General features: G+C 51.8%; 17 protein-coding genes. 5 read left to right on the plus strand and 12 right to left on the minus strand.

What is annotated here, in order from left to right; all coding sequences use genetic code 11:
• Positions 1-37: 37 nt before the first annotated feature.
• The 12 genes from AC506A_RS28365 to AC506A_RS28420 form a co-directional block, all read right to left on the minus strand.
• Complete coding sequence (locus AC506A_RS28365) at positions 38-943, minus strand: carbohydrate ABC transporter permease (protein WP_495464368.1); 906 nt, start codon at positions 941-943, stop codon at positions 38-40.
• A 70-nt stretch (positions 944-1,013) separates the two neighbouring features.
• Positions 1,014-1,883 carry an ABC transporter permease gene (locus tag AC506A_RS28370; RefSeq protein ID WP_495464389.1) on the minus strand — a complete coding sequence of 290 codons (870 nt, stop codon included), beginning with the start codon at positions 1,881-1,883 and terminating at the stop codon, positions 1,014-1,016.
• Between the two features lie 133 nt (positions 1,884-2,016).
• Complete coding sequence (locus AC506A_RS28375; protein WP_495464369.1) at positions 2,017-4,869, minus strand: beta-galactosidase; 2,853 nt, start codon at positions 4,867-4,869, stop codon at positions 2,017-2,019.
• Between the two features lie 316 nt (positions 4,870-5,185).
• Complete coding sequence (locus tag AC506A_RS28380) at positions 5,186-6,277, minus strand: LacI family DNA-binding transcriptional regulator (protein WP_495464370.1); 1,092 nt, start codon at positions 6,275-6,277, stop codon at positions 5,186-5,188.
• 1,055 nt (positions 6,278-7,332) lie between these two features.
• Positions 7,333-7,869 (minus strand): general stress protein, encoded by a 537-nt coding sequence (locus tag AC506A_RS28385; RefSeq protein ID WP_495464371.1) that lies wholly within the window; start codon positions 7,867-7,869, stop codon positions 7,333-7,335.
• A 113-nt stretch (positions 7,870-7,982) separates the two neighbouring features.
• Positions 7,983-9,185 carry an enolase C-terminal domain-like protein gene (locus AC506A_RS28390; RefSeq protein ID WP_495464372.1) on the minus strand — a complete coding sequence of 401 codons (1,203 nt, stop codon included), beginning with the start codon at positions 9,183-9,185 and terminating at the stop codon, positions 7,983-7,985.
• A 24-nt stretch (positions 9,186-9,209) separates the two neighbouring features.
• A complete protein-coding gene (locus AC506A_RS28395; protein WP_495464373.1) occupies positions 9,210-9,959 on the minus strand; it encodes a phytanoyl-CoA dioxygenase family protein in 750 nt (249 codons plus the stop codon).
• 21 nt (positions 9,960-9,980) lie between these two features.
• On the minus strand, positions 9,981-11,633 hold the full coding sequence (locus AC506A_RS28400) for a glycoside hydrolase family protein (protein ID WP_495464374.1): 1,653 nt from the start codon (positions 11,631-11,633) through the stop codon (positions 9,981-9,983).
• Positions 11,634-11,640: 7 nt separating this feature from the next.
• A complete protein-coding gene (locus tag AC506A_RS28405) occupies positions 11,641-12,519 on the minus strand; it encodes a carbohydrate ABC transporter permease (protein ID WP_495464375.1) in 879 nt (292 codons plus the stop codon).
• Positions 12,520-12,541: 22 nt separating this feature from the next.
• Positions 12,542-13,516: an ABC transporter permease gene (locus AC506A_RS28410; RefSeq protein WP_495464376.1), complete on the minus strand. Its 975-nt coding sequence runs from the start codon at positions 13,514-13,516 to the stop codon at positions 12,542-12,544.
• A 141-nt stretch (positions 13,517-13,657) separates the two neighbouring features.
• Positions 13,658-15,394: a type 2 periplasmic-binding domain-containing protein gene (locus AC506A_RS28415; protein ID WP_495464377.1), complete on the minus strand. Its 1,737-nt coding sequence runs from the start codon at positions 15,392-15,394 to the stop codon at positions 13,658-13,660.
• 280 nt (positions 15,395-15,674) lie between these two features.
• Complete coding sequence (locus AC506A_RS28420; protein WP_495464378.1) at positions 15,675-17,276, minus strand: hypothetical protein; 1,602 nt, start codon at positions 17,274-17,276, stop codon at positions 15,675-15,677.
• A 721-nt stretch (positions 17,277-17,997) separates the two neighbouring features.
• Between AC506A_RS28420 and AC506A_RS28425 the strand changes: the two genes are divergently transcribed.
• The 5 genes from AC506A_RS28425 to AC506A_RS28445 all read left to right on the plus strand — a co-directional run bounded on the left by AC506A_RS28425 (position 17,998) and on the right by AC506A_RS28445 (position 22,181).
• Complete coding sequence (locus AC506A_RS28425) at positions 17,998-19,101, plus strand: LacI family DNA-binding transcriptional regulator (protein ID WP_495464379.1); 1,104 nt, start codon at positions 17,998-18,000, stop codon at positions 19,099-19,101.
• A gap of 77 nt (positions 19,102-19,178) precedes the next feature.
• Positions 19,179-19,502, plus strand: coding sequence for an STAS domain-containing protein (locus AC506A_RS28430; RefSeq protein WP_495464380.1), 324 nt, complete (start codon positions 19,179-19,181; stop codon positions 19,500-19,502).
• A 33-nt stretch (positions 19,503-19,535) separates the two neighbouring features.
• The gene (gene rsbW / locus AC506A_RS28435; RefSeq protein WP_495464381.1) at positions 19,536-20,015 is read left to right on the plus strand and encodes an anti-sigma B factor RsbW; all 480 of its coding nucleotides are present in this window, start codon (positions 19,536-19,538) and stop codon (positions 20,013-20,015) included.
• Positions 20,015-20,791, plus strand: coding sequence for a sigma-70 family RNA polymerase sigma factor (locus tag AC506A_RS28440; RefSeq protein ID WP_495464382.1), 777 nt, complete (start codon positions 20,015-20,017; stop codon positions 20,789-20,791). The genes rsbW and AC506A_RS28440 overlap by 1 nt, the downstream gene beginning before the upstream one ends.
• A gap of 172 nt (positions 20,792-20,963) precedes the next feature.
• Complete coding sequence (locus AC506A_RS28445) at positions 20,964-22,181, plus strand: magnesium transporter CorA family protein (protein WP_495464383.1); 1,218 nt, start codon at positions 20,964-20,966, stop codon at positions 22,179-22,181.
• Positions 22,182-23,338 lie beyond the last annotated feature (1,157 nt).

The raw sequence follows: 23,338 nt of genomic DNA on the forward strand, positions 1-23,338 counted from the left end.
TATGGCAAGAGGGCCGGCAAGCTCCCCCATATACCCGTTACCCTTTCACTGCACCAACTGTAATCCCTTGAATGAAATAACGCTGAACGAACGGATAGAACATGATAACCGGACCCGTTGCGACGACCGCCGTCGCCATCTTCATGGATTCCAGCGGCATATCCCGCAGCGGAACGTTCGAAGAGGCGGATGAGTTTCGAATAAAGTCGGCGCTTGTGATGACATTATAGAGGAACAACTGCAGCGGACGATACTTCATATCCGGCGACAGAAATAGCATCGCGTTATACCACTCGTTCCAGTAACCCAGTGCGATAAACAAACCGATTGTAGCGAGCGCCGGCGTTGTCATCGGCAGAATGAGTCGCATGAAGATCGTGAAATCGCCTGCGCCATCAATCTTAGCGGATTCCGTAATCGCATGCGGGATCGACCTCGTAAAGCTCTTCATCATAATGATGAGGAAGGGGCTCATTAATCCCGGAAGCAAGACGGCTAGGTAATTATCGCCTAAGCTTAAGTATTGTTTGATAAGCAGATAGAAAGGAACTAGACCGCCGGAGAACAGCGTTGTGAAATAGATGAAGAACGAAATCGAGTTCCGCTGCTCAAAATCCGGCCGCTGAAGCGCATATCCGGTCATGGCAACCAAGAACAATCCTGCAATTGTGCCTACGATCGTAAGTCCAATCGTCACGGCATAGGAACCGATAATCAGGTCCGGATTCTCGAATACGATTTTGTAAGCAAAGGTTGTAAACTCCCGTGGCCATATATTAAAGCCGTGTTTCGCAATGGATGCTTCATTCGTGAACGAAGTACCCAGTACGACAAGAAACGGGACCAAGCAGCAGAGTGCGAATAAACCGATGAATACATAACCGAAACCTCGAACCATTAAGGACGTCCCATCCGTCCGAATGCGCTTTTGGACCACTTCCATGCGAGTCCCTCCTAAGAGATTAACTTACGTATGCTTCCTCGCGATTGAAAATTCGCTCCGGGAGCATACATTAGAACAATGAATTATCGGGTGATGTCTTCTTCACGAGCCAGTTTGCTGAGAGAACGACGATGAAACCGAACACCGACTGATACAAGCTCACCGCGCTGCCCATCGAGAAGTTGAAATTGTTCATCAGGGAGCGGAATACATACGTTTCAATAATATCGGTTGTGGCATAGAGCGATGTATTATTCGCACCTACAAGGTTGTAGAACAAACCGAAATTCCCTCGAAGCACGCCGCCGAGCGAGAACAGCAGCAGAATAATAAATGTCGGCTTCAGCCATGGCAGAACAATGTAGCGAATCCGTTGAAGGGCATTGGCACCATCAATTTCGGATGCTTCCACGACCTCGGAATCCAGCCCCATGATGGCGGCAAAATAAACGATGGACCCGTATCCGGTCGACTGCCAGAGGTAGGTGATGACAATGATGAACGGCCATACATGCGGATTGGAGTAGGTTTTGACCGGATCAGCACCTATCGATTTCAATATGCCGTTGAGCATACCGTAATCGTAGCTTAAGATGTTATAGGCAATGAGACCGATAATAACGAATGAGATGAAGAATGGCAGAAACATGATCGTTTGCGAGACCTTCTTGAACCATTTCTTGCGCAGCTCATTCAGTAAAATGGCTATGAATATTTGCAAGAAATTGCCGAGTATGATGAAGGCCAGATTGTACAAAATCGTATTGGAAGTCAACCGCCACAGATCGCCGGTCATCACGAGGAATCGGAAGTTATCCATGCCGATAAAGGCGCTTTTGAAAATGCCATCCGTATAGTTGTATCTAATGAAGGCAAGATACAAGCCCGGCATTGGAAGATAAGCAAATATGGCGAAGAACAGAATTGCGGGCACACACATCAGAATGAGCGTACGATTGTTCCACAGCTTCTTTCTTCGCGTTTGCAGCGTTTGTGGTTTCGACTTCACTGCTGCTGCCGGCTGCGCGATCGTTTTCATCCTAATTCCCTCCTATAGATCAAGTTGTAACTACCTATAGCTGTACGCCGGCAGGTACAAAGGTTAAGCTATCGAGCTGCGATGACGCCTCGGCCTCAACCGCTTCGAGCAGAATAATGAGCTTGTTATTGCCTTCGGCTAACCAAGGCCCTGGGAGGAAGAAGGAATCCTGACTGCCCCCGCTCATGGCTGGTCTCGACTTGCCGCCTGCGGTCCATAACCGTCCGACAATCACGCCGCCAAAATAAACCGTTGCTTTCATTCCGCTGCCTTTCACATAGACCCGCCAGCCATTCGCGCTGCTGGCTTCCGGCAATGTTCCATACAGCCAAGACACGCTTCCTGCTTCCATCGTTACCGGGAGTGTGGTGGTCATGGAATCCTGCTGAGCAGCTTCCGCATGTGCGAGCAATCCGGCTTCGTCAGCAGCAGATAGCTGCCAATTGCGAGCAGCGTTCCCTTCATAGACGATAACCTCTCCGGCTCCTAATCCGAGTACGCGTTCCAGGAACACGGTGACCTGAACCTCTTCGCCCGGCTGCACATGATCCGAAATAGTGAGATAAGGATCAAACGGATGAACCGTCCCGATGGAAGCTCCGTTCACGAACACCTGCGCCATAGCTTGGATGCCTTTAAAGTGAAGCGTCCATGAATCTGCATTCTCCGCTGCCGTGAAGGTTTTGCGGAAATACTCGCTGGATGGATGATCCGGTGAGAGCCATCCGCCGAAGGTGCATATTGCCCATGCTTGATCATCATAGTCTCGCTCCAGCAGTTCAGCCTGCAGCGTGCGTGATTTCACCCGCAGCATGCGCCAATGCAACAATGGCTTCACGCCTGTTATGGAGACAAGTCCGGTCAAACCCTTCATCGAATCAAGGCTTAGAGCCGGCAGACGAGGATCATCGAAGTTGGTGTGTCCCCAAATTTCCACGCGTGCCGTCAGTTTGCCTCCCGCACCGCCTATACTGCTGCTGCGGATAAACCGGCTTCCTCCGCCCGGCGTAATCGTTCCTAAGTAGCTGTCTCCCGAGTAGAGCGAAATGATATCACTGCCTTGTTGAACGAGAATCCCTTGTACGTCTTGATCAGCCGCGTTGCCACCGTATTCAGCCTCGTACCAGGCATACCCCCGGTAAATGCCGTTATGTTCCAGGAAGTCTGCATGCGCAAGGGATGCCGCTCCAACCGGTGACATACTTGCATCTGGTGATACCGCTTTCAAAGACCAATCTAGAATCGTCTCGCGAGGAGTAAGGTCATAAGTAATTGCGCTGCCTATCGTTACTTCGCCGCCAACTTGGATGGCATTCATAAGTAATGCATCCGCTCTTGCCAAGCCGATCAGTTCAAGCTCCGTACCATCCGCCAGCTCTAAGATACAAGAAGCGATCGTTCCGGTTCTTGCTTGGAAGACGAAGAGATAATCGCCTTCTTCACCTTGCACCGATGCTGCAATGCCATTCTCTTCGATGCGAACTGCGGACTGTTTCAAGTTCAGTGCGATTTCGCCTTCATACTCACTGTGGAAAACAATGACCGTCTTCGCGGCTTCGCGGTGTACATCCGTCAGCTCCGCCGTCGAATACCGCAGGATGCCTTCTATTCCCCAGCCGCTCATCGGAACCTCGATTGGCAGCATTTCGCACCTTGCTGGAATGGTGTGAAGCTTCGAAGCTTGTGGAATCAAGCCTCCTTCAGTACCTTGCAGTTCAAGCTGTACCAATTCCTCATGCTCACCAACATTTGCTACGAACAGGAGATGTCCGCCTTGCGCGAGCCGCAGCTGCCGCTGAACCAGCGTACCCGGTGCTGCTGCATCAGCCGAATCGACGAGCCGTCTTGCTGTTACAATGTCCGCTGCCGGAGCGGTTTGCGCTTCTGCAAGCGAGCTGCCGTAAGCTGTAATTACGCGGCGCATCAGGCGGCCTTCGTACGCTTCCTTGCGAACGTGGCCTTCAGGCGAAATCATGCCATAGAAATCATAATCGGATGTCATAAGTGCGAGCGGGTTTCCCCAGTTGTTGGTACCATTGGTGAAGCCGAAGTTTGTTCCGGAAACTTGAAGGTAAGGGCCGAGCAGCTTCGCTCCGCAGGATAACAGTCGGCGAAGCAGGAAATGGGAGCGATTTGTCTCGGTAACTAGCAACGGAAGGTCATGGTGTGAGAGCCGTTGTTCATAAGCGGTTACTTTATATTCAAACTCGGGGTCTTTGTCATTCGGATAAAAATTACAAGTTGGTGCGACGCCATCAACAAGGCCCGAAGCCTCGTAAAGTCCGCCCTGTCCTGCGCAGGCAATTAACGGAACCTGTATGCCGCGGTTTATTGCCATATCCCGAAGCGCGGTTATGTAGCCTTTGGGATCAGCGCAATCGTAGAAGTCGAGCTCGTTCTCGAGCTGCACGCAGATGATGGAGCCGCCTCGTTGCTGCTCGTATTTGGCTAGAAGAGGGAGAATGCGATCAAACCATTTCTCTACGGCCTGCATATAAGTGCTGTCTGTGCTTCGGATGACGATATCCGGTTTGGCGAACAGATAGGCGGGAAGTGCGCCACCATCCCATTCGGAGCAAATGTATGGCCCAGGTCTTGCTACTACCCAGAGACCCACATCAGCAGCCATCTGCAGGAATGCTTCTACATCCCGCTCGCCGGTGAAATCCCAGCTGCCTTCTTCCAGCTCGTGAAAGTTCCAAGGGAAGTAAACATCGATGGCGTTGTACCCGAAGGCCTTCACCTGTTCCAAACGTTCACGCCAATGGGCCCTTGGATTGCGGAAGTAAAAGAGTGATGCGCAGAGGATAATCTCGGCTTGACCATCGATACGTAGTGCTGATGATGAGAGTTGTAATGCAGAACTCGTTTTCATGTCCATGTTCATGCGTTCGATCCTCCTTGAGGTGAGCAGTGACCATTTTTTATGAAACCCATTTCATACGCTGTCAAAATAAAAATACACTTTAACGTTGCGGGTTTGAGCGAAGTTTGAACAACATCACAGATACCGTTTGTAAGTGTATTTCGGGTGACTACGTGCGTTAGCATCGTGCCGGTAAGTATACAATTATGTGGGTTTTATGAAACCCATTTCATACTTGGGATAAAATTAAACCCTTGCTAGAGGGTCATCTTGATTTGAAGTTTACATTCAAAATGATAGCGCTGTCAATATAATTTTTCTGAAAAGATTTTCATCCTTACGACAACAGGTTCCCGGCTCTGCCGCTGCTGGCAGCTACCCTCAAAGGTGCCGTGCTTTCACGCACAACGAGCTCAGGCTGAAGAACGGTCAACGCTTCAATGCTGTTCTTCCCAATCAGCTGATGCAGGATATGGGCAGCCGTACGGCCAAGCTCCAAACATTTGAGCGAGATGGTCGTCAATTCCGGGATGACGTTTGCGGCAAGCGGAATATCATCGAAGCCGATGATCGACATATCTTCGGGAACACGCAAACCATGCTTCACCGCAGATTTGATTGCACCGATTGCAGAAAGATCATTGGCGCAAACTATAGCCGTCGGCCGACTTTCTTCATCCGCGCTAAGCAGCTCGTTCATGAAAGCTTTGCCCGCCTCCACGGTGAAACCGCCGGTAATGATCCAATCCTCTCGAATTGGCAATCCAGCTTGCTGCATCGCCTTTGTGTAGCCTTCCAAACGCTTCACCGTATTGGACATCTGCTTGTAACCGCCGATAAAGGCAATATCCGTGTGGCCAAGTCCAATCAGATGCTCGGTCGCAAGTATGCCGCCGGCAACTTCGTCGATGATGACGCGATGGAACTTCGCTCCTGGCAAATTGCCGTTAATAAGCACGACAGGCAGCCGCTTGTTCACTTCGGCTACTTCCTTCGCCATTTCCTTGCTGCAACGGGCGAGGTCGATCCGGCCGCCAATCATAATGATGCCGTCAACCTGCTTCTCCATAAGGATATTCAAGTACTGGGATTCCCGCTGGTACTGTGCTTTGATGTCCTGGTTGGAGGAGCCGGTATCGCATAGGAAGAACGTATAGCCGTTATTTCTTGCTTCCTGCTCAAGACCCGCCAACACTTCCGGAAAGAACGGATTCGTAATATCGGGCAAAATAATGCCGATCATGCCGGTTTCCTTCTTGATCAGGCTGCGTGCAAGCGCATTGGGCTGAAATTGGTGCTTCTGGATGAGACCCAAGATGCGTTCCCGAGTTGATGCTTTCACTGGCGCCGTGTTGTTCAAGACACGTGAGACGGTTGCGACGGAAACGTTTGCTTCTCTAGCAATGTCGTAAACAGTAACCGGTTTCATTTTGCCTCACCCTTTGGGCTTAAGATCTGTCTAGGTGACAGTTTTTCACTAGCATAGCAGAGTTTTTTCCTACTTGTAAATGGGGCAAGCCAAGCTAGTGAATTTGAAAATATACAAGTAAACGAAATACATATATTTGAAAATAGTATATAACATTATCCATTTCATTATAACTGATATGTTTTATACTTTGTAGCCTTCAATTGGGATCGCTATACAAATTTTTCAGGTGGAAATTATAGATTTGGGAGGAACCCACAATTTCGTAGTGTCAGCTTAACTTCAGCCGTCACCGCGCCTAATCAGCAAATTCTTGCGATACATCATGCAAATGAAGCCTGCTCCATTTTACGAACTAGATCATGGAGATCCGTTCAATGAATGGACACAATCCCCAGTACACGAACGATACGATATAACAATAAATAGAAATAATGCGGATGTTATTTCTAGTCCAACTATTACTGCAGATGCTGCTATTTGTAAAGCAGGTGGACGCAGCCATTGGAAGAAAATGGATATTCAATGTTAAAGTTCAACTGGAACCGGTTGAATATCCATATTTCCTCCAGGGAGTTCTACAGACAAGTCCATATTCGTTTCGACAAGATCGTGTACGAATATTGCTAATTACGCGCCGATGTACTTGCAGCTAATCCGATCTAACGAACCGTACGGGGCTTATTTGCCCGAATATAGCTCCAAAAAAATTGTAACGAATCGTGGAGGTCCTATTTGGCGGTTTACGGGTAAATTGGAGCCGATTTTCTCATAATAAGGCCTCTACGATTCGTTAGATTCTCGGAGGAGAGAAATCAGGCCATATAAGGCCTCTACGGTTCGTTAGATTTTCGCTGAAAGCTCTAACGAACCGTACGACGCTTATTTGCCCGAATATAGCTCCGAAATAATTCTGCTCACTATAGAGGGGTAATCGGATCCGGATCTGATCGGCAAAGGTTTTCTCAACTATCCCCGCCACAAAAAAGCCGTCTCAAAAGTCGTTGCACTTTTGAGGCGGCCCTTCGTCAACCACTACAACAGTAGGCAAATCCCTACAAAATCTGCGCAGCTCCGCAGCTCCGGAAAGCCGCTTCCGCCGCACCGCCGCGCGACAAATCCGGGCCGTCCGCCTCTTGGCTGTTCCCGATGTCTGCTGCGACAATAACGGCTCCCTGTCGAAGTGCCTCGCGGCAAGGTTCTGTGTCACCGCTCTCCAGACCGATGTCTGCCAGCGCATTCTCCACATTGCGGTCATCGCCCAAGAAGGCGGTTGAGATCAGGAAACCGTTGCTCGGATACGTCATGCCGCCAATAAAGCCGCCGCTAATATTCAGACCGCTCGCCGCTGACATCGGTGCATAAATTCTTAGATCTTCTACGCCATGATCGTCTGCAGCCGCGCGCGTACCAAGCAGGTCCGTCATCTCATCGGCATGTACGTTCGTTTCCGATTCGATTCGCCGCGAGTGTTCTCGATCCTTTGCCAGCACCTTCAGCTCGTGGTTCGTAAACCCGGCTTGTTCCAGTGCCTGAACGGCCGCAACTGCTTCATTTTCCGTATTGAATATGCCTATTTTGTAAGTCATCATCTTCGCCTCGCATCCTGCTGTTTAGGTTTGGTATGCCCCAATATGGCAGGATTAAACCGGATGACAAAGGAAATTATGCCAGAGAAAGATAAGCCTCTGATCGACTCGGACTGCTACGGCCGCGACGGCGAACCGTCCGGTATACGGGAGAGCGTCCACCCCGGCAGCACATCATGACAAGGGTAAAGCGCTGCCTTCTGTTCATCCAGTTCTACGCCGAAACCCGGGGTATCCGGGACATACGCGTAGCCGTTTCGAAGAACGGGACTGCCCGGAAACACCTCGCGCATCCGATCGGATATCGCGCTCCATTCCTGCACGCCGAAATTCGGACTGCTGAGGTCCAGATGAATGTTCGCGGCCATGCCAACCGGCGACAGATCCGGAGGACCATGCCAAGCCGTACGAATGCCGAAGGCTTCGCATAGCGTACCCAGCTTCTCCGCAGGAGTCAGCCCGCCAATCGCGCTGACATGGCAGCGGATGAAGTCAATCAGCCGCTCCGTGATAAGCGGCATCCATTCCGCGGAGTGGACGAACAGCTCGCCCATCGCAAGCGGCGTCGCACATTGCGCGCGAATGTGTCGAAACCAATCCAGATGCTCCGGCGGCAGCGGATCTTCGAGGAAGAACAAGCGATGCGGCTCAAGCTGCTTCGCCAATCTTACCGCCTCAATCGGCACAATCCGCTCATGAATATCATGCAGAAGTTCCACCTCGAACCCCAGCTTGGCGCGCAAATGATCGAACATTTGCGGCACGCTGCGCACATAAGCATCCGGGTCGAAGTAAGCGCCTGGCAGCACATGATCCGGCTGGTGCAGCTTATGGCCCTGACCGCCATATCCGCCTAATTGGCAGCGGACATATCGGCAGCCCTGCTCCATAAACATGCGAACATTCTCTTCCACTTCGCTGGCATCGCGTCCGTCGGCATGGCGATAGACGGCTGCCGCATCCCTCACTTTCCCGCCTAGAAGGTCATAAACGGGCACGCCGCATAGCTTGCCTTTAATATCCCACAATGCCATATCAATTCCGGAGACCGCATTGTTCAGCACCGGACCGTTGCGCCAATAACCGCTGACCATCGCGGTTTGCCATATATCCTCGATCCGTCTTGGATCCTTGCCAATCAGGAACGGCTTCAAATAGTGCTCCACCGCCGCCGCGACAGCAAGATGCCGCTGCGTAAACGTTGCACAGCCTAGGCCATATAGACCGGGCTCATTCGTTTCGATCTTCACGACAACGAGATTAACCCCATCGGGCGCGGTCATGATGACCCGGACGTCCCTGATTTCCAATTGTGCCATAGAGAGGACAGCTCCTTTTGAACCTTATAGATTGGCTAGCTGCTCTTCAGCATCCGCGGGAATATCATGCCAGCCGTCGAATTTGCCAAGCAATTGTTGAATATAAAACGGTCCGCTTTCGCGAAGCTGACGGGAACGATCGCCGACGAAGTTATCCACCCGATTCTTGCAGAACGACTGCAAGTAGTTATAATACAAGGCGCGCCGTTCCTCAGTTGGATGTACATTCGGCTTAGCCGCATGCCACAGAGCGCCATGAAAAATAACGGCATCTCCCGCTTCAGCCATTACATCGATCTGGCCTTCAATCTCGCTCAGCCCATCCGGTGGATTCTTCAGAGAGAGATGAGAGCCGGGAACGACGACAAGCGGCCCCTTCTCCAGGGTAATCTCATCCAAGTAATAGGCACAATTGATCGATATCGGAAAATACCAATACGGCGGCATCGGATCAGGATAAACATGCGAGTCCATATGCCAGCCGACCGGCATCCCTTTGCCCGGCTTAATGCGCGTTGCATTCACGCTTTCCATCTGAATGCGCGGCCCCATCAACGCCCGCATCAAGTTAAATACCGGAGGATTGACGAGCAGCGGTACAAACGCCTCGTCCCTGTCGATAATGTCGGGAATTTCCCGCGTAGTAAAGCCCTCCGATATGGCAATGACTTTATCAATTAACGTCGATACATGCTCAGGAGACAAAGCCTGTTTCACGACAAAATAACCATCACGCTTAAATTGCTCAACCTGCTCTTCAAGTGTCATGCTCATTTCTCACAATCCCCCTTGTAATCATGATTTCATGATGAGAGCCTTGTTCATTGGCATAACGCCTCTTGGGCTCACATCGAACAATCGATTGCCGATCCAAGTGCCCTCATAACGCTCGCCGGCCACGATTTCTTCCCGCTTCACGAGCTCCGAAGGAAAGGCCAGTTCTACCGTTTCGCCGGCTTCCAGCCCCGCGACAACCAAATACGGATGCGCAAGCGAGACGCTTTGCTTACGAGGCGTATGACAAGTAATCTCATCTGTCGACAGCCAGCCTGGGACGCGGATATATAGATCGCCGGCTTGCTTCGGCTGTATGCGCAGCACGCCTTTTTCCGGCACCTCATACTCCATCTTGACGTGCTCATTCTCCTTCGTCAGCCAGAGATTGACATAGAGTCGATCTCCGCTTAACGAGGTCGCATGATCCCAAATCAGATACAGCCCTCTTCCCCCGGCAGCGCAGCAGCAAGCCATTGTGTCCACCTTGCCGCGGTTGGAGAAATCATTCGGATTCATCCGGCCCGTGAAACCGCCCCTGTAACGCTGCGGCACGTTGCGATAAGTTCGCGTCGGCGTGTCCGGCTTATCAATCACTTCCCTAGCCCAAGATACGTCACGCACTTGCGAGGCGACGAGCGTATTCGCGAACCGATCCGCATCGTCCCAGCAGGCGATATTGCCGTTCTTCGCCAAATAAATCGCCGTATGGATCATATCCGTCGTACAGCAGGTTTCGCTGTGTTGTATGACACCCGGCAGCCAGCGATACCGCTCATCGACCGGCTCCTCCCCGTTCAGGCCCGTGCCTTCCGGGAACCAACCATATGTACTGCCCATGCTGCAGGCCCAGTCATACACCTTCTGGCACCAAGCGATCAGCTCCGCATCCTGCTTGATGGTCGCATACCGCAGAATACCGGCTACTGCGCCCATTTTGGAATGGAAATGGCCGTCATCCGGGTATCGTCCCTGGGACCAGAAGCTGCCGTCCGCTTCGAATACCCGTGAATGATTCACGACGAAGCGCGTCAGCTTCTCCAGCATTTCCGCGGCAAGCGGATCTCGATATTGCTCATAATAAATCGCCAGCGGCAGGATAAAGACGCCCCCGCCATAATGCGTCGGCTCCACGATAAAACCGTGCTCCGTATAGATTTCCTCAGGAACTGCCATACCCGGCACATACGTCTCAAACGGGTAGCAGATGTAATCCTCACGCTCGACCGCGATGCTTCGCATCCCTTGCAGCATCCGCTCGATACGTGTCTTCGCCTCATCCTCTTTATCGAATTTGAGCCAGCTTAAGAGCCCCAGAAACACGCTCCGCTGGTCAAACATATTGGCGCCGGCAGGAACATCCCAATTATTGCTCATTCGGTAGAACAGCCCATCCGATTCACTCTGCATCCAGCGCAGCGCATCCTTCATATGCGTCTCAGCATCAAGGCCTAGACGCTCGCCTACGATCTCGCCGCACAGAATCGAAGCATCAAGAAACCGGCCAACCGCATCGCCAAAGTCCCACTCGCTATGCCATGCGAACGATTCGTCACTGCCGATTTTCGCAAAGAAATAAGGTAAATGATGATAGTCCGGGTCAAGCATTTCCTTGTAATGATGAATCGCTAGTGCTGCCAATTCCTTATAATCAAGTGCTTTGCCGAGTTCCACCTTCTGATCACCCTTTCAATGAGCCTAGCATGATGCCTTTCACAAAATATTTCTGCAGGAACGGATAAATGCATAGAATCGGCGCCGTCGTCACGATCAGCATCGCCATCTTGATGGATTCCGCCGTTACCGTCACGGCTCCCTGATGCATCTTGCTGAGCACCGCGAGGTTGGACGCTTCATTCGATTGAATCAGGAACAGCAGCATATTCTGCGCCGTCCACAGCTTCGTGTTAGAGATGAACGTGAAGCCTGTAAACCAATCATTCCAGTGGCCTACGCCGACAAACAGCGCAATCGTGGCCAGCACCGGCTTGGAGAGCGGGAAAACAATGCTGAAGAAAATCCGGAAGTCCGAGGCACCGTCAATCTTCGCCGATTCCTCAAGTGCCTCCGGCAGCTCGGTCATAAACGTACGAACCAGCATAATATTAAAGGCGCCGTACAGACCGGGAATAATATACGTCCAGAAGCTGTTCAGCAGATGCAGCTGCTGCAGCGTGATGTAGAACGGAATAAGTCCTCCGCTCAGAAACATCGGAATGACAATCCACCAGTTCAGAAACTTGCGCAGCGGGAACGTTTTCTTCGTCAGGACGAAAGCAAACATAGCCACGAGCAGCACTTGGGTCACCACGCCTACAAGTACCCGGGCAATGGTCACGCCATAGGCAAGAAAAATATCTTTATCGTTAAAAATAACGCTGTAGTTCTTCCAAGTGAAAATACGCGGCCAGAGGTAAATGCCCCCCTTCTGCGCATCCATCGCATCATTTAGCGAAATCGCTAAAATATAGATAAATGGATAAAGGCACAGAAACGAGAACGCGAGCATGAGCAGCATATTGACAACGTTAAACCATTTTTCTCCACGTGATCTCTGCATGGCTGACCCACCTACCTCCAGCTTAAATTAGCGACTCTTGTTTAAATAACTTCGCAATGAAGTTGCAGAGCAGGAATAGAAGCAGCCCCACCGTCGCTTGGAAAACACCCATAGTCGCGCCGAGCGATAAGCCCATAAATCCGCCGGAATTGCGCAAATAGCTCAAGATGAGCGTATCGAGAATTTGGCCGACCTCTTGCACCTGCAGGTTCCCCATCGTCCATAGCTGATCGAAGCCCGCACTCATGAGACCGGAAGCGCTCAGAATGAACAGAAGCACCATCGTGCCTCGAATACCCGGCAGTGCGATATGCCAAATCTGGCGAACCCTGCTCGCGCCGTCGATGCTGGACACTTCGTACAGATGAGGATCAATGCTTGAAAGTGCTGCTAAATAAATGATGGCGTTGAAGCCGATATTTTTCCAAAGTTCAGTGAAGATGACAATCGGCAGGAAGGCACTCGTGCTGCCCATGAAGTAGAACGGTTCATTCAAGAACCCGATTTTCGTGAGCATTTCATTAATTAGTCCGCCATCCGGAGACAACAGCTTATACCACAGCCCCGCCGCGATAACCCACGAGATAAAATAAGGCAGATAGCTGATCGTTTGAACGAAGCGCTTAAATACAGTTTGATGAATTTCGTTAATAAGCAGCGCGAACAGAATGGTAACGGGGAATCCAATGACCAACTTAAGTCCGCTAATAATAAGCGTGTTGCGCAGCGCATTCGTAAAATCCGGCAAATGGAAGATCGTCTTGAAATTGTCCATGCCGACAAAATCGCTGCCCGAGTAACCTTTAACCGGGTTGTAATCCTGGAAAGCCATAATGATGCCGATCATCGGATAATAAGAGAACAAGAGAAAGAAGACGATCCCCGGTATCGCAAAAATATATAACCAGCGCTGATCCCACATCTTGCGTCCTATTTTCCCCATGAGAAGCTGTCTCCTGCTTGGTGTTTGTGCCGGCGTTTCAGCGAGAGTCGTCATCGCGAGTGACCCTCCTTTTCGGATAAATGGTGGAGGAGAGCGCAGGAGCGCTCCCCTCGTATGCGAGTCTGGTCAGGCATGCTGATTGGCTTGCGTGTACGATCCAAAGATCGGACATGCAGCATTCAGCTATTACTTCGATTATTTTAAGCTTTCGAGATTAATCGACTTCGCCGCTTCCGTTCTTTCTTCAACGACTTTGTCATAGCCGAGCGCACGTGCGTTCTTGCCCCAATCTTCAACAAGCTTCTTGATATCGTCCGGGCTCTTAGCTGTAATTGACTTCGCCACCAATTGCTTGTAACGATCGCTTTCGCCCACTGTCACTTTGTTCTCTACATCGCCCGGATCCACGTAACGCTGTGGATCGGTAATGTATTCCGTAGGGAACTTGGAGCCCAGGTTCTTCCACGTTTCAATCATATCCTCACGCATTTCGTAACCGGATGGAGCTTGGTTCTTGATCAGCGCTTCGTAGTTCGGAACAAAGGAGTAGACGTCGATACCGGCATGTGCGCGTTTGTTCCAGTCGCCTTGCGTCTCATCGAAGAATGCTTTCGTATCTACGATTTTGCCATCCGCGTTACGCTCCCATTGCTGGCCTTCCAAACCGTACTTGGTCAGGATCGTGCCATCCTCGGAGAGTACATAATCCAGCGTCTTGAAGAACGTATTGACTTCCTCTTTCGGAAGACCTGCTTTCACAGCCCATAGACTCCAAGCTTCCAGTCTGAACTGCGGCAGACTTGGCCCCGAAGCGATTGTCGGATCATACAGCTGAATGCCGACGAACTTCGCGTTCGGATCGGTTTTCTTCATGCTGTCCGTGTAAGGGTTTGCCTGCTCCCAATAAGCGCCGTGAACGGCACCGATGCGGCCTTGGTTCCCTTTCTCGTCGATTTGGCCTTGCTTGAGCGAGAAGCTTTCTTCTTCAATTAAGCCTTCTTTGTACAGCTTGTTGTAGAAGGTCAGCGCTCTAATCAGATTCTCCGGCTGCGACACATCGGAGCGTGCTGCTTTGCCGTCAGCATCCGTGTACCACCATCCTGTGCCATTGTTTTGTCCAGGGGGGAAGAACAGATTGATCATGTTGCGGAAGTTCTCTCCGAATGCCGAGTAAGGAACGACCGGCTGTCCGTTTACGTCTTTGATCTGATCTTTGAACGCCTTTAGTGCGTTGTAGAATTCATCCACTGTTTTGGGATAACCAAGATTGACTTTATCGAGCCAGTCCTTGCGAATCCAGATCGTCGGCTGGTCGATCGCATAGGCCTGCATGTTGGAGAAGTTTTGCGGGATGCTGTACAGCTTGCCATCGTGAGGATTCGTTGAGAATGGCAGGAGTTTCTCGACGGCTTTCTTCACATTCGGATATTTATCCAGCCAAGGCGTCAAGTCTTCCAGCTTGCCGCTCTCGCCCATGGTGTTCAGAATCAGCTTTGTTTTGCCATCTGCTCCAAGCGCAACGAAATTCGGCCAATCGGAACCGCCAGTGGATGCCCAGAGTTGCAGCTTCTGCACAACATCGCCGTAACTGCCTGTCTTGAGCACGTCATAGGTTAAATTGTTCAGACCGAGGCGTTTTGTCAGCTCTGGGAGGACGATGTCCTTAGCCGGATCGGCATTATCCCAGCCCCAGTTAAACGCCGTGATTTTCAAATCGCTGACCGTTCCAAGCGTTTCTTCTGCCGGCGTATTCGTCGCCGCCGCATTATTCGTAGTGGTGTTATTCGTCGCTGCTGCGTTGTTTGTCTTCGTTGTATCATTCGTGGCGGTATTGGTCGTATTGTCGTTGTTGTTGCTTCCGCTGCAGCCAACGACGCCTAGAGAAAGGGTTGCTACACTTAACAGAATGCCTACTTTACGCTGGATTCTCACACGTTATTCCCCCTGTACATGAGTGATGGAACCTTGCTCAACATAAGGAACAAAACCGATTTATCAGTGCAGTCCACGCCAACCGGCCAATTGACCGTGCTCCACTCCCCCTTGCTTCAAACATACGAACCATGTGTGCGGGATTCTCATGCCCCCCTTGGCAGTGCCAAGCATTCACAAATCCCAATCGTAATGTATATGGTGCAGGTGATCCGGGAGCAGTAGTCCGCATGTGTGAAGCAGCTTCAGGCCCCCGTTCATCCTCATCCCAAAATAACAACTACCAATGAACCTTGCCGCTGCGCTGATCCGCGTATGGAATACCTTGAACAAGCGGTGCTGCCTGCTGATTCATCCATTCACGCTTAAACAGCGGATAAATTTGACCTGACGGCGTCACGGAGATGACGGTGTCGCCCCGCCAACGAACATTGTAGTCCTGGCCGGAAACATGCTCGACCTTCTCTACAGTGGTCATTGGATATAGAAGCTGAACCAATTGACCAGACTGCAAACCTTCGAGACGGATATAACCGTTCTCCGGAAGCTGAGCGCTTGTGACTGCACCGTCTATCGAAACGGTAATATCCTCGAAATCCACCCAATCCGGCACGCGTACGCGCAAGCTTGGTGCATCGTGAATGACCAGATCGAGCTTGCCCTCATAAGGCTGGTAGCTGATGACCTCAACCCAATCGCTGTTGCGACTTAGCGACATATTGACGGAAACGACGGCATCACGCTTCGTTACGATATCATCCCAGACCAGATAGCAGGCTCGAATTCCTGCCCCTAGGCAGCAGCCTTCCACGCTCTCCCGGCAGTTGTCGAGTGACCCCGGCTTCGACCAAGAGGCCCAGCTTCCATAGAGCGCCCGCTCAAATTGCGGCTTCTGCGCTTGATCAACATTCGGCAGCATCGGATCGGTTTGTATAATTTGGTTCTCCAGCAGTTGATTGCGGGCGAACCGCTCTAAGATCGCATAATAATTCGAATCGATATTGCGAGCGATAAGCAGTCCCAAATGAATGGCATCCGTGATCGAACACGATTCGCAGGAAGCGTCGTCCGGACCGACACCATCCGGTATCCAGCCCCAAGAGCTGGAATAGCGCAAGGTCCAATCGAAGACCGTTTTCATTCTCGCAATGGTTTGGGTATCGCCGGTTCTCAGGGCACGGCGCATAAGCGCAACGGCTGCTGTAAGGATTCCGCCGGAGTGCGTATGTCCTTGATAATGCCCTTGCTCGTCGAAAGTCCCGCTGACATTCAGCACGAACCGACCCATTCGATCAAGCAAGTCCTCGCAATCCGGTGCATCGACACTTTCGGTGTACCGAGCCAATGCCAGCATGATTCCGCCGAGCGGGAAGGTTGGATAGCCATTGAAATCACCGAATACAGCGTTCTCCATCGTGTTCCAGCCTTCGGCATTTCTGAACCAGTAACTGTAGTCCTCTTCATGCTGCAGCTTGCCTCTTATGGCTGAGGCGAGCTTCTCGATGACCTCTCGACCAGATTCCGAAGGCGAATCCAGATACAAATCGACGTAAGCCAGGAGCATCCTCCCTGCCATAAATGGATTCAGGAACGGATCGCATGTGTCCAGCATCGCTCGAAGTGCTTGTTCTTCTTCCACATAGTCCGTGGCTCCGGTAATCGGTCGGCCGAGCAAATACGCATCGGTAAATCGGGAGCACATATCGCCTAAATCCCAAATATGGTGCTCAAGCTTTGGCTCGGGTTGTAAGCGAAGCAGAAAGTAAGGCCGCATGTTCTGTTCGGGATCCAGTCGGTTTGCAATCGCACTGAAACCACGCTCGATTGCCTCCTGCAAATAATACGTCTTCGGTCTGCTTGGCATGTGAGCTTCGTTTACCATCGTAACTCCCCCTGTTTGTTCGCCTGGATTCTATTTGTATGAATCGTGTAGCTTCTCAACGTGAATGGAGACAAGACGAAATAGAGCGCTTACATTTTGAATTAAAAAAAAGGTTGGGTAAAGGGCTTCGCCTCAGCAGCCAGTTGGCCGATAGCTCCAAGAAAATGTTGCGTATCGTGCAGCAATTTCGAGCATTTGGGCCGACATGGAGGAATTTGTTGCACGTTATGCAACATCCCCGCCTCCAACTGTCATTTTCCGGCCAAAACCTAGTCAAATGTTGCATTTCGTGCAGCATTATCGAGTATTCGAGCTCCCAGGAAGGTAATTGTTGCATTTCACGCAACATTCCCACTCCCATCAGCCAGTTGACCGCCCTTATCAAGTAAATGCTGCGCTTTGTGCTACATTTTCTTAACACGACAACCAGATCGACTTTAGCTCGTGGTACTACTGTTGGTGTTGGTGTTGGTGTTGGTGTTGGTGGTACTTATGTTTGGTGTTGGTGCTTGTGTTGGTGAACTTCTAAAGGAAGGGTATTGCTGAAGTGGGGTTCTAGGAGGCAGTTCATAATTATATAACAAATATACAACTTATAAACTTTACTAGGTGGCTGTTTACCTGCATCATACTCCCATATTACAGCCTCTGTAAAGAAAAAAATTGGAAATTCACAAAGAAAGTTGTATATTCATTATATCAGGAGAGAGAGTGTGATTATATGTCCGAACCAACCAAAAGAGTCCCCCTATACAACCAAATACGCACGTATATAACCGACCAAATCGCACAAGGTCAGCTGCTCCCCGGAGATCGACTCCCTTCAGAGAATGAGCTTGCAGAGCATTTTGGCGTCAGCCGCATTACCGTCAAAGGTGCTTTATCTTCACTTGTAAAAGAAGGTACAGTTTACCGTATTCAGGGCAAAGGCTCTTTCATTGCGGATCAAGCCCAAGGTGAGCCGCTTCGTTATCAATCGCCGGAGACTCGCAAGCTGAAGCTTATCTCTTTGCTCATCCCCAGCTTGAAAACCGCCTATATGGTCAATTTGGTCAAAGGTGTGGAGAGCGCCGCTTCGAGTCAAGGCTACCGCGTTATCGTCTCGCTGACCCACGAGTCGGTAGAAACGGAATGCCAGCTGCTGGCCGAGGCCGAGGAGATGGGCGTAGCCGGGGTGATCGTCTACCCTGTTGAAGGGGAAAGCTATAACGAGGATATTCTGCGGATGACCTTGCGCGGCTACCCGATTGTGGTCATTGATCGCTATCTCAAGGGGCTTGAAACCAACTGTGTTTGCACGGATCATTTCAGCGGCGCTTATGCTGCAACTACACATCTTATCGAGGCGGGACATTTCCGGATCGCCTTTCTTACGGCTCCCTACACGGGGACGACGAGCATGGAGGACCGGCTTGAAGGCTATCGGCAAGCTTTGGCTGACCACGCCTTATTAAGTGATCCACGGCTTGTGTTTACCCGTACGGAGCCAGAGCAAATTGAACTCTACTTGCAGCAAAACCCGGATATCACCGCAGTATTTGCGCTTAATTCCTCACTAGGCCTGAAAGTATTCGCGGTCGCGGAACAATTGCAGCTCTCCATACCGGATCAGTTGTCAGTGATCTTCTTCGATGACTATGAATATTCGACAAGGTGGACGCTGCGCCCGACCTGTATTCTGCAGCAGGAAGAAGAAATCGGTGCTCAAGCAGGCCGACTCATGCTCTCGCTGGTCACCAACCCTGCTCAAGAGCGCAAGAAAATTGTGCTGTCTCCGCGCCTTGTTATTGGGGGCACGACGGCTGCTCCATCTTTTCGGGCATAGGCCTATGTTTCAACTCCCTTTGGAAGGGGTATACAACTCGTAACAAGAAGATATTTTGGATACAGGAGCGTCGAGCTATGAAACAAACCGATAAACTATTTTTGCGAACGGAGAATCAGGAAGGCAAATGTATCGTTTATGTCGGAGGCGAGCTGGATTTGGAGTCCGCCGTTCATATGCGTGCAGTGATGACCCCACTGATTGAACTAACTGACCGAGAGCTGACCCTTAATTTGCGCGAGCTCCGTTATGTGGATAGTACCGGCATCGGCATTCTTGTGTCCGTGCTGAAAGCAAGACATGCCAAACAAGCACCTTTTAGCGTTGAATCTGTCCCCCCTCATATCCGCAAGCTGTTCGATATGACGGGCATCACGCCATTTTTACTCAAACAAGCCTAATTCGTACTAGCAGCAGAAAGGGACGAGAGCATAATGAACATACAGGTCGAAGAAGTAATCACCTTGCAGGTGCCGGCTTCGGCGGAATATATTGATCTGGTTCGGTTAACTCTCTATGGATTAGCTGTCAAAATCGGCTTCTCCTTCGAGGAAATCGAGGATATGAAAGTGGCGGTGTCCGAGGCGTGCAACAACGCGGTTCTGTACGCTTACGGCGATTTGAGCACTGGGGAAGCCGCTCCGGTTCCACAGCCTGCGCCACGGATTGAGGTGCGCTTCATTAAGAAGAACGATGCCCTCTCCATTATCGTCAAAGATGATGGCCGCAGCTTTGACGCAGCAACCGCAGCCGCACGAGCGAAGCCGGTTAATGGTAAATCGATTGATGAACTCCAGGCAGGCGGACTTGGCCTGTACTTGATGCAAGCGCTGATGGATGATGTGGAAGTGAACAGTGAAACGGGAACGGAAGTGGTTCTTACCAAGCGCCTTGTCAAAAGCGGTGAATTGTGATGAGCGCGCAGCCGATTAAGCAACCCGCGCCCACAAGCATGGAACTTATTATGGCTTATCAAAGCGATCCGTCCAACGACATCGCTGAACAGCTCATCACACATTACGAGTCTATGGTTCGAATGGCCGCCGGTAAAATTTCGCGTAACCGCCCGGATCTATACGAGGATTTAATGCAAGTGGGCCAGATTGCGCTGCTTCGTTTATTCGGTCAATTCGACAGTACGCTCGGTGTGCAGTTTGAGCCTTACGCCATGAAGAGTATCATCGGGCATATGAAAAATTATTTACGCGACAAATCATGGTATGTTCAGGTCCCTCGCCGCATCAAGGAGAAAGGGATTGCCGTTCAGCAAGCGATCGACGAGCTGACTGTAAAGCTTGAACGCTCTCCAAAGATCGAAGAAATCGCAGAGGCCATGTCGCTGTCCTTGGAGGAAACGACTGAGATTCTGGCAGGCCGGGAGCTCTATCACTACGTGTCGCTGGACACGCCGATATCTGATGATGACAATACGTCATCGCTCGGGGATTTGCTCGGATCAGATACCAATGATTTCGACAATATCGATCGGCGGCTCGATCTTCAGGATGCACTCTCGAAGCTAAAGCCTGAGGAGCAGAAAGTACTGCTGCTAGCTTATCAGGACGGACTTCCTCAGCGCCAAATCGCTGATCAGCTTGGCATCTCGCAGATGAGCATCTCCCGGATTCAGCGGCGTGCGATCGATAAATTAAAGCAGCTGCTGCATGAACATCATGAGCAGGAAGAGTAGAAGCACGCTGTAGGCCTTGCAAGATGGCCGCGGCGTGCTTTTTGTGTGCCCCTCTTCTTTGGAATTATTTTTGGATAAAATTGTCGGCGGCGCTGTTGTGCTTCAAGCGGGGTTCGCGTTATGATGGTAACATAATAGATGTACGTACGGACAAGCAGGAGGCTTCTAAACCATGATGCATCGGATGCTGCAATTTCCGCAAGCGTGGGAATGGCTCATGCTTCACGAACAGCGGCCGGAAACGTCCGGTCTTAGTCGCAGCAGCAAAGCAGCAGCCGATGATGCCTTTTCGGGGGCGTCTGCTTTAGCTGATCTGGCGGCAGAGCTTGCTCACGCGAAACAAACCGTTGCGCAAGCCCATCCGGAGCTTACCGGCTGGCTGAATGATGTCGAAGGCATTGCTCACAATCAAATTATTGTCTCCGAGCTTCTGGGCGGCGACTCGATCCTGCATGGGACCTTGCTGTTTCAGGTGTCTGAGGATGAGAGCGATATCCTCCCTTTACACTTTCGAATGACCGACCGGAAGCTGGTCACTTATATGACGGATATGCGTTTGTCAGTACGGCTGCAGCTGGATCCTTGGCAGGATAAGCTGAACCGCTGTCAGAGCGCGCCGGAAGGTTTCTTCGTGCTGCTTGGCGCCTTGCTGGAGACGTTCCATGAGGGACTTGACCGGTTCGAGACGCGTCTAGGCGACTTGGAGCAGAAGATGCGCAAACAGAACCGCACCGGCCTGATGAATGTGATCTTCGAGCGGCGCTATGAGCTGCTGCATTGGAGTCACTTGTTTATTCCCATCAAGGAAATTCAAGGTGCTGCCAGAGAAGCCTTTATGCATACGCTGCTGGAGCAGGAAGAGTTCAAACGGATGGAGCTGAAGCTCGACCGCATCCAAGGTCTGCTCACCCATTATGCAATGGAGATCGACACGCTGCTCATGATGGATGATGCCATCTCGAATTTTCGCGGCAACGACATTATGAAGACGTTAACCATTTTCACCGCCTTATTCATGCCGGCAACGGTCATCGGCGCGGTCTGGGGCATGAACTTCAAGGACATCCCATGGGCCGGTGAACGCTGGGGATTCATAACCGTCAGCCTCGTGATCGTCGTTACCACTGTCCTCATCTATTGGTGGCTGTGGCACAAGGGCTGGACCGGCGATCTGCTGAACGGCCGCAAAGGTGACCGCTCGATTGTTAGCTCGCGCGGTGCGGACCTTGCGCTTAGCAGCGAGGATGCGCCGCTGTCGCGGATGCGCCGAAGCGGCGGCCGCGCGGGCGGAGCCGCTTCGGCGGCCGAGCCAGGTGCGCGCTCGGCGGATGCCGGCAGCGGCAGCGGCGTGGAGCATGACGCGCCGCTGCCGTCGCGGGCGCGCCGGTAGTGCCGTCGGCGCGGGGCGCGGATGGCGCCGGTAGTGCCGTCGGCGCGGGGCGCGGATGGCGCCGGTAGTGCCGTCGGCGCGGGGCGCGGATGGCGCCGGTGGCGCGAGGCACGGATGGCGCGGGGCGCGAGGCACGGATGGCGCTGGTGGCGCGAGGCGCGGATGGCGCCGGTGGCGCGGGGCGCGGATGGCGCCGGTGGCGCGAGGCACGGATGGCGCGGGGCGCGCGGTAGTGGTGGATTGAGCGAAGCCGCAGTTCGCGGGGAACCCGGGGCAGCGCGGTTGACGATTCGGAGCTGAGAAGCGAGGTTTGCGCTTCTCAGCTCTTTTTTTGTGGGGAGGCGCCGCTGAGAGTCGGATTTTCCGACTCTCAGCCTTCGGCGGGGGCAGTTTGGGGTGGTTTCTTGAGCTGAGAGACGGGTTTTCCTACTCTCAGTTTCTTTTTTGTGCGGTTTCGCCGCTGAGAGTCGGATTTTCCGACTCTCAGCCTTCGGCGGGGGCTGTTTGGGGTAGTTTCTGGAGCTGAGAGGCGGGTTTTCCTACTCTCAGCTTCTTTTTTGTGCGGTTTCGCCGCTGAGAGTCGGATTTTCCGATTCTCAGCCTTCGGCGGGGGCAGTTTGAGGTGGTTTCTGGAGCTGAGAGACGGGTTTCCCTACTCTCAGCTTCTTTTTTGTACGGTTTCGCCGCTGAGAGTCGGATTTTCCGACTCTCAGCCTTCGGCGGGGGCAGTTTGGGGTGGTTTTTTGAGTGGTGATGCCCTTTTCGGCGAAGGAATTCATGCGCGGAGAGCAAGTTAGTTAAGTGACTGAGCATTGATAGCGATATTTCCGCTATAAATGCCTCCTTCAAGCCAATTTTCCCGCTAAGAGCGGATATGCCGCTTTCGGCGATGGAATTCAAACACAGAAGACAAGGTTACTTGGGATGCGTCGTTTGTGGGGGCTTGGAGGTCGCTGTTCGGCGAAGTTCGGGGTTTGGGGTTCGGGGTCCAGGGTTTGGGGTTTGGGGTTCGGGGTTCGGGGTTCGGGGTTCGGGGTTCGGGGTTCGGGGTTTGGGGTTTGGGGTTTGGGGTTTGGGGTTTGGGGTTTGGGGTTTGGGGTTTGGGGTTTGGGGTTTGGGGTTTGGGGTTTGGGGTTTGGGGTTTGGGGTTTGGGGTT

The sequence above is a fragment of the Paenibacillus sp. N22P23 genome (assembly GCF_059383735.1).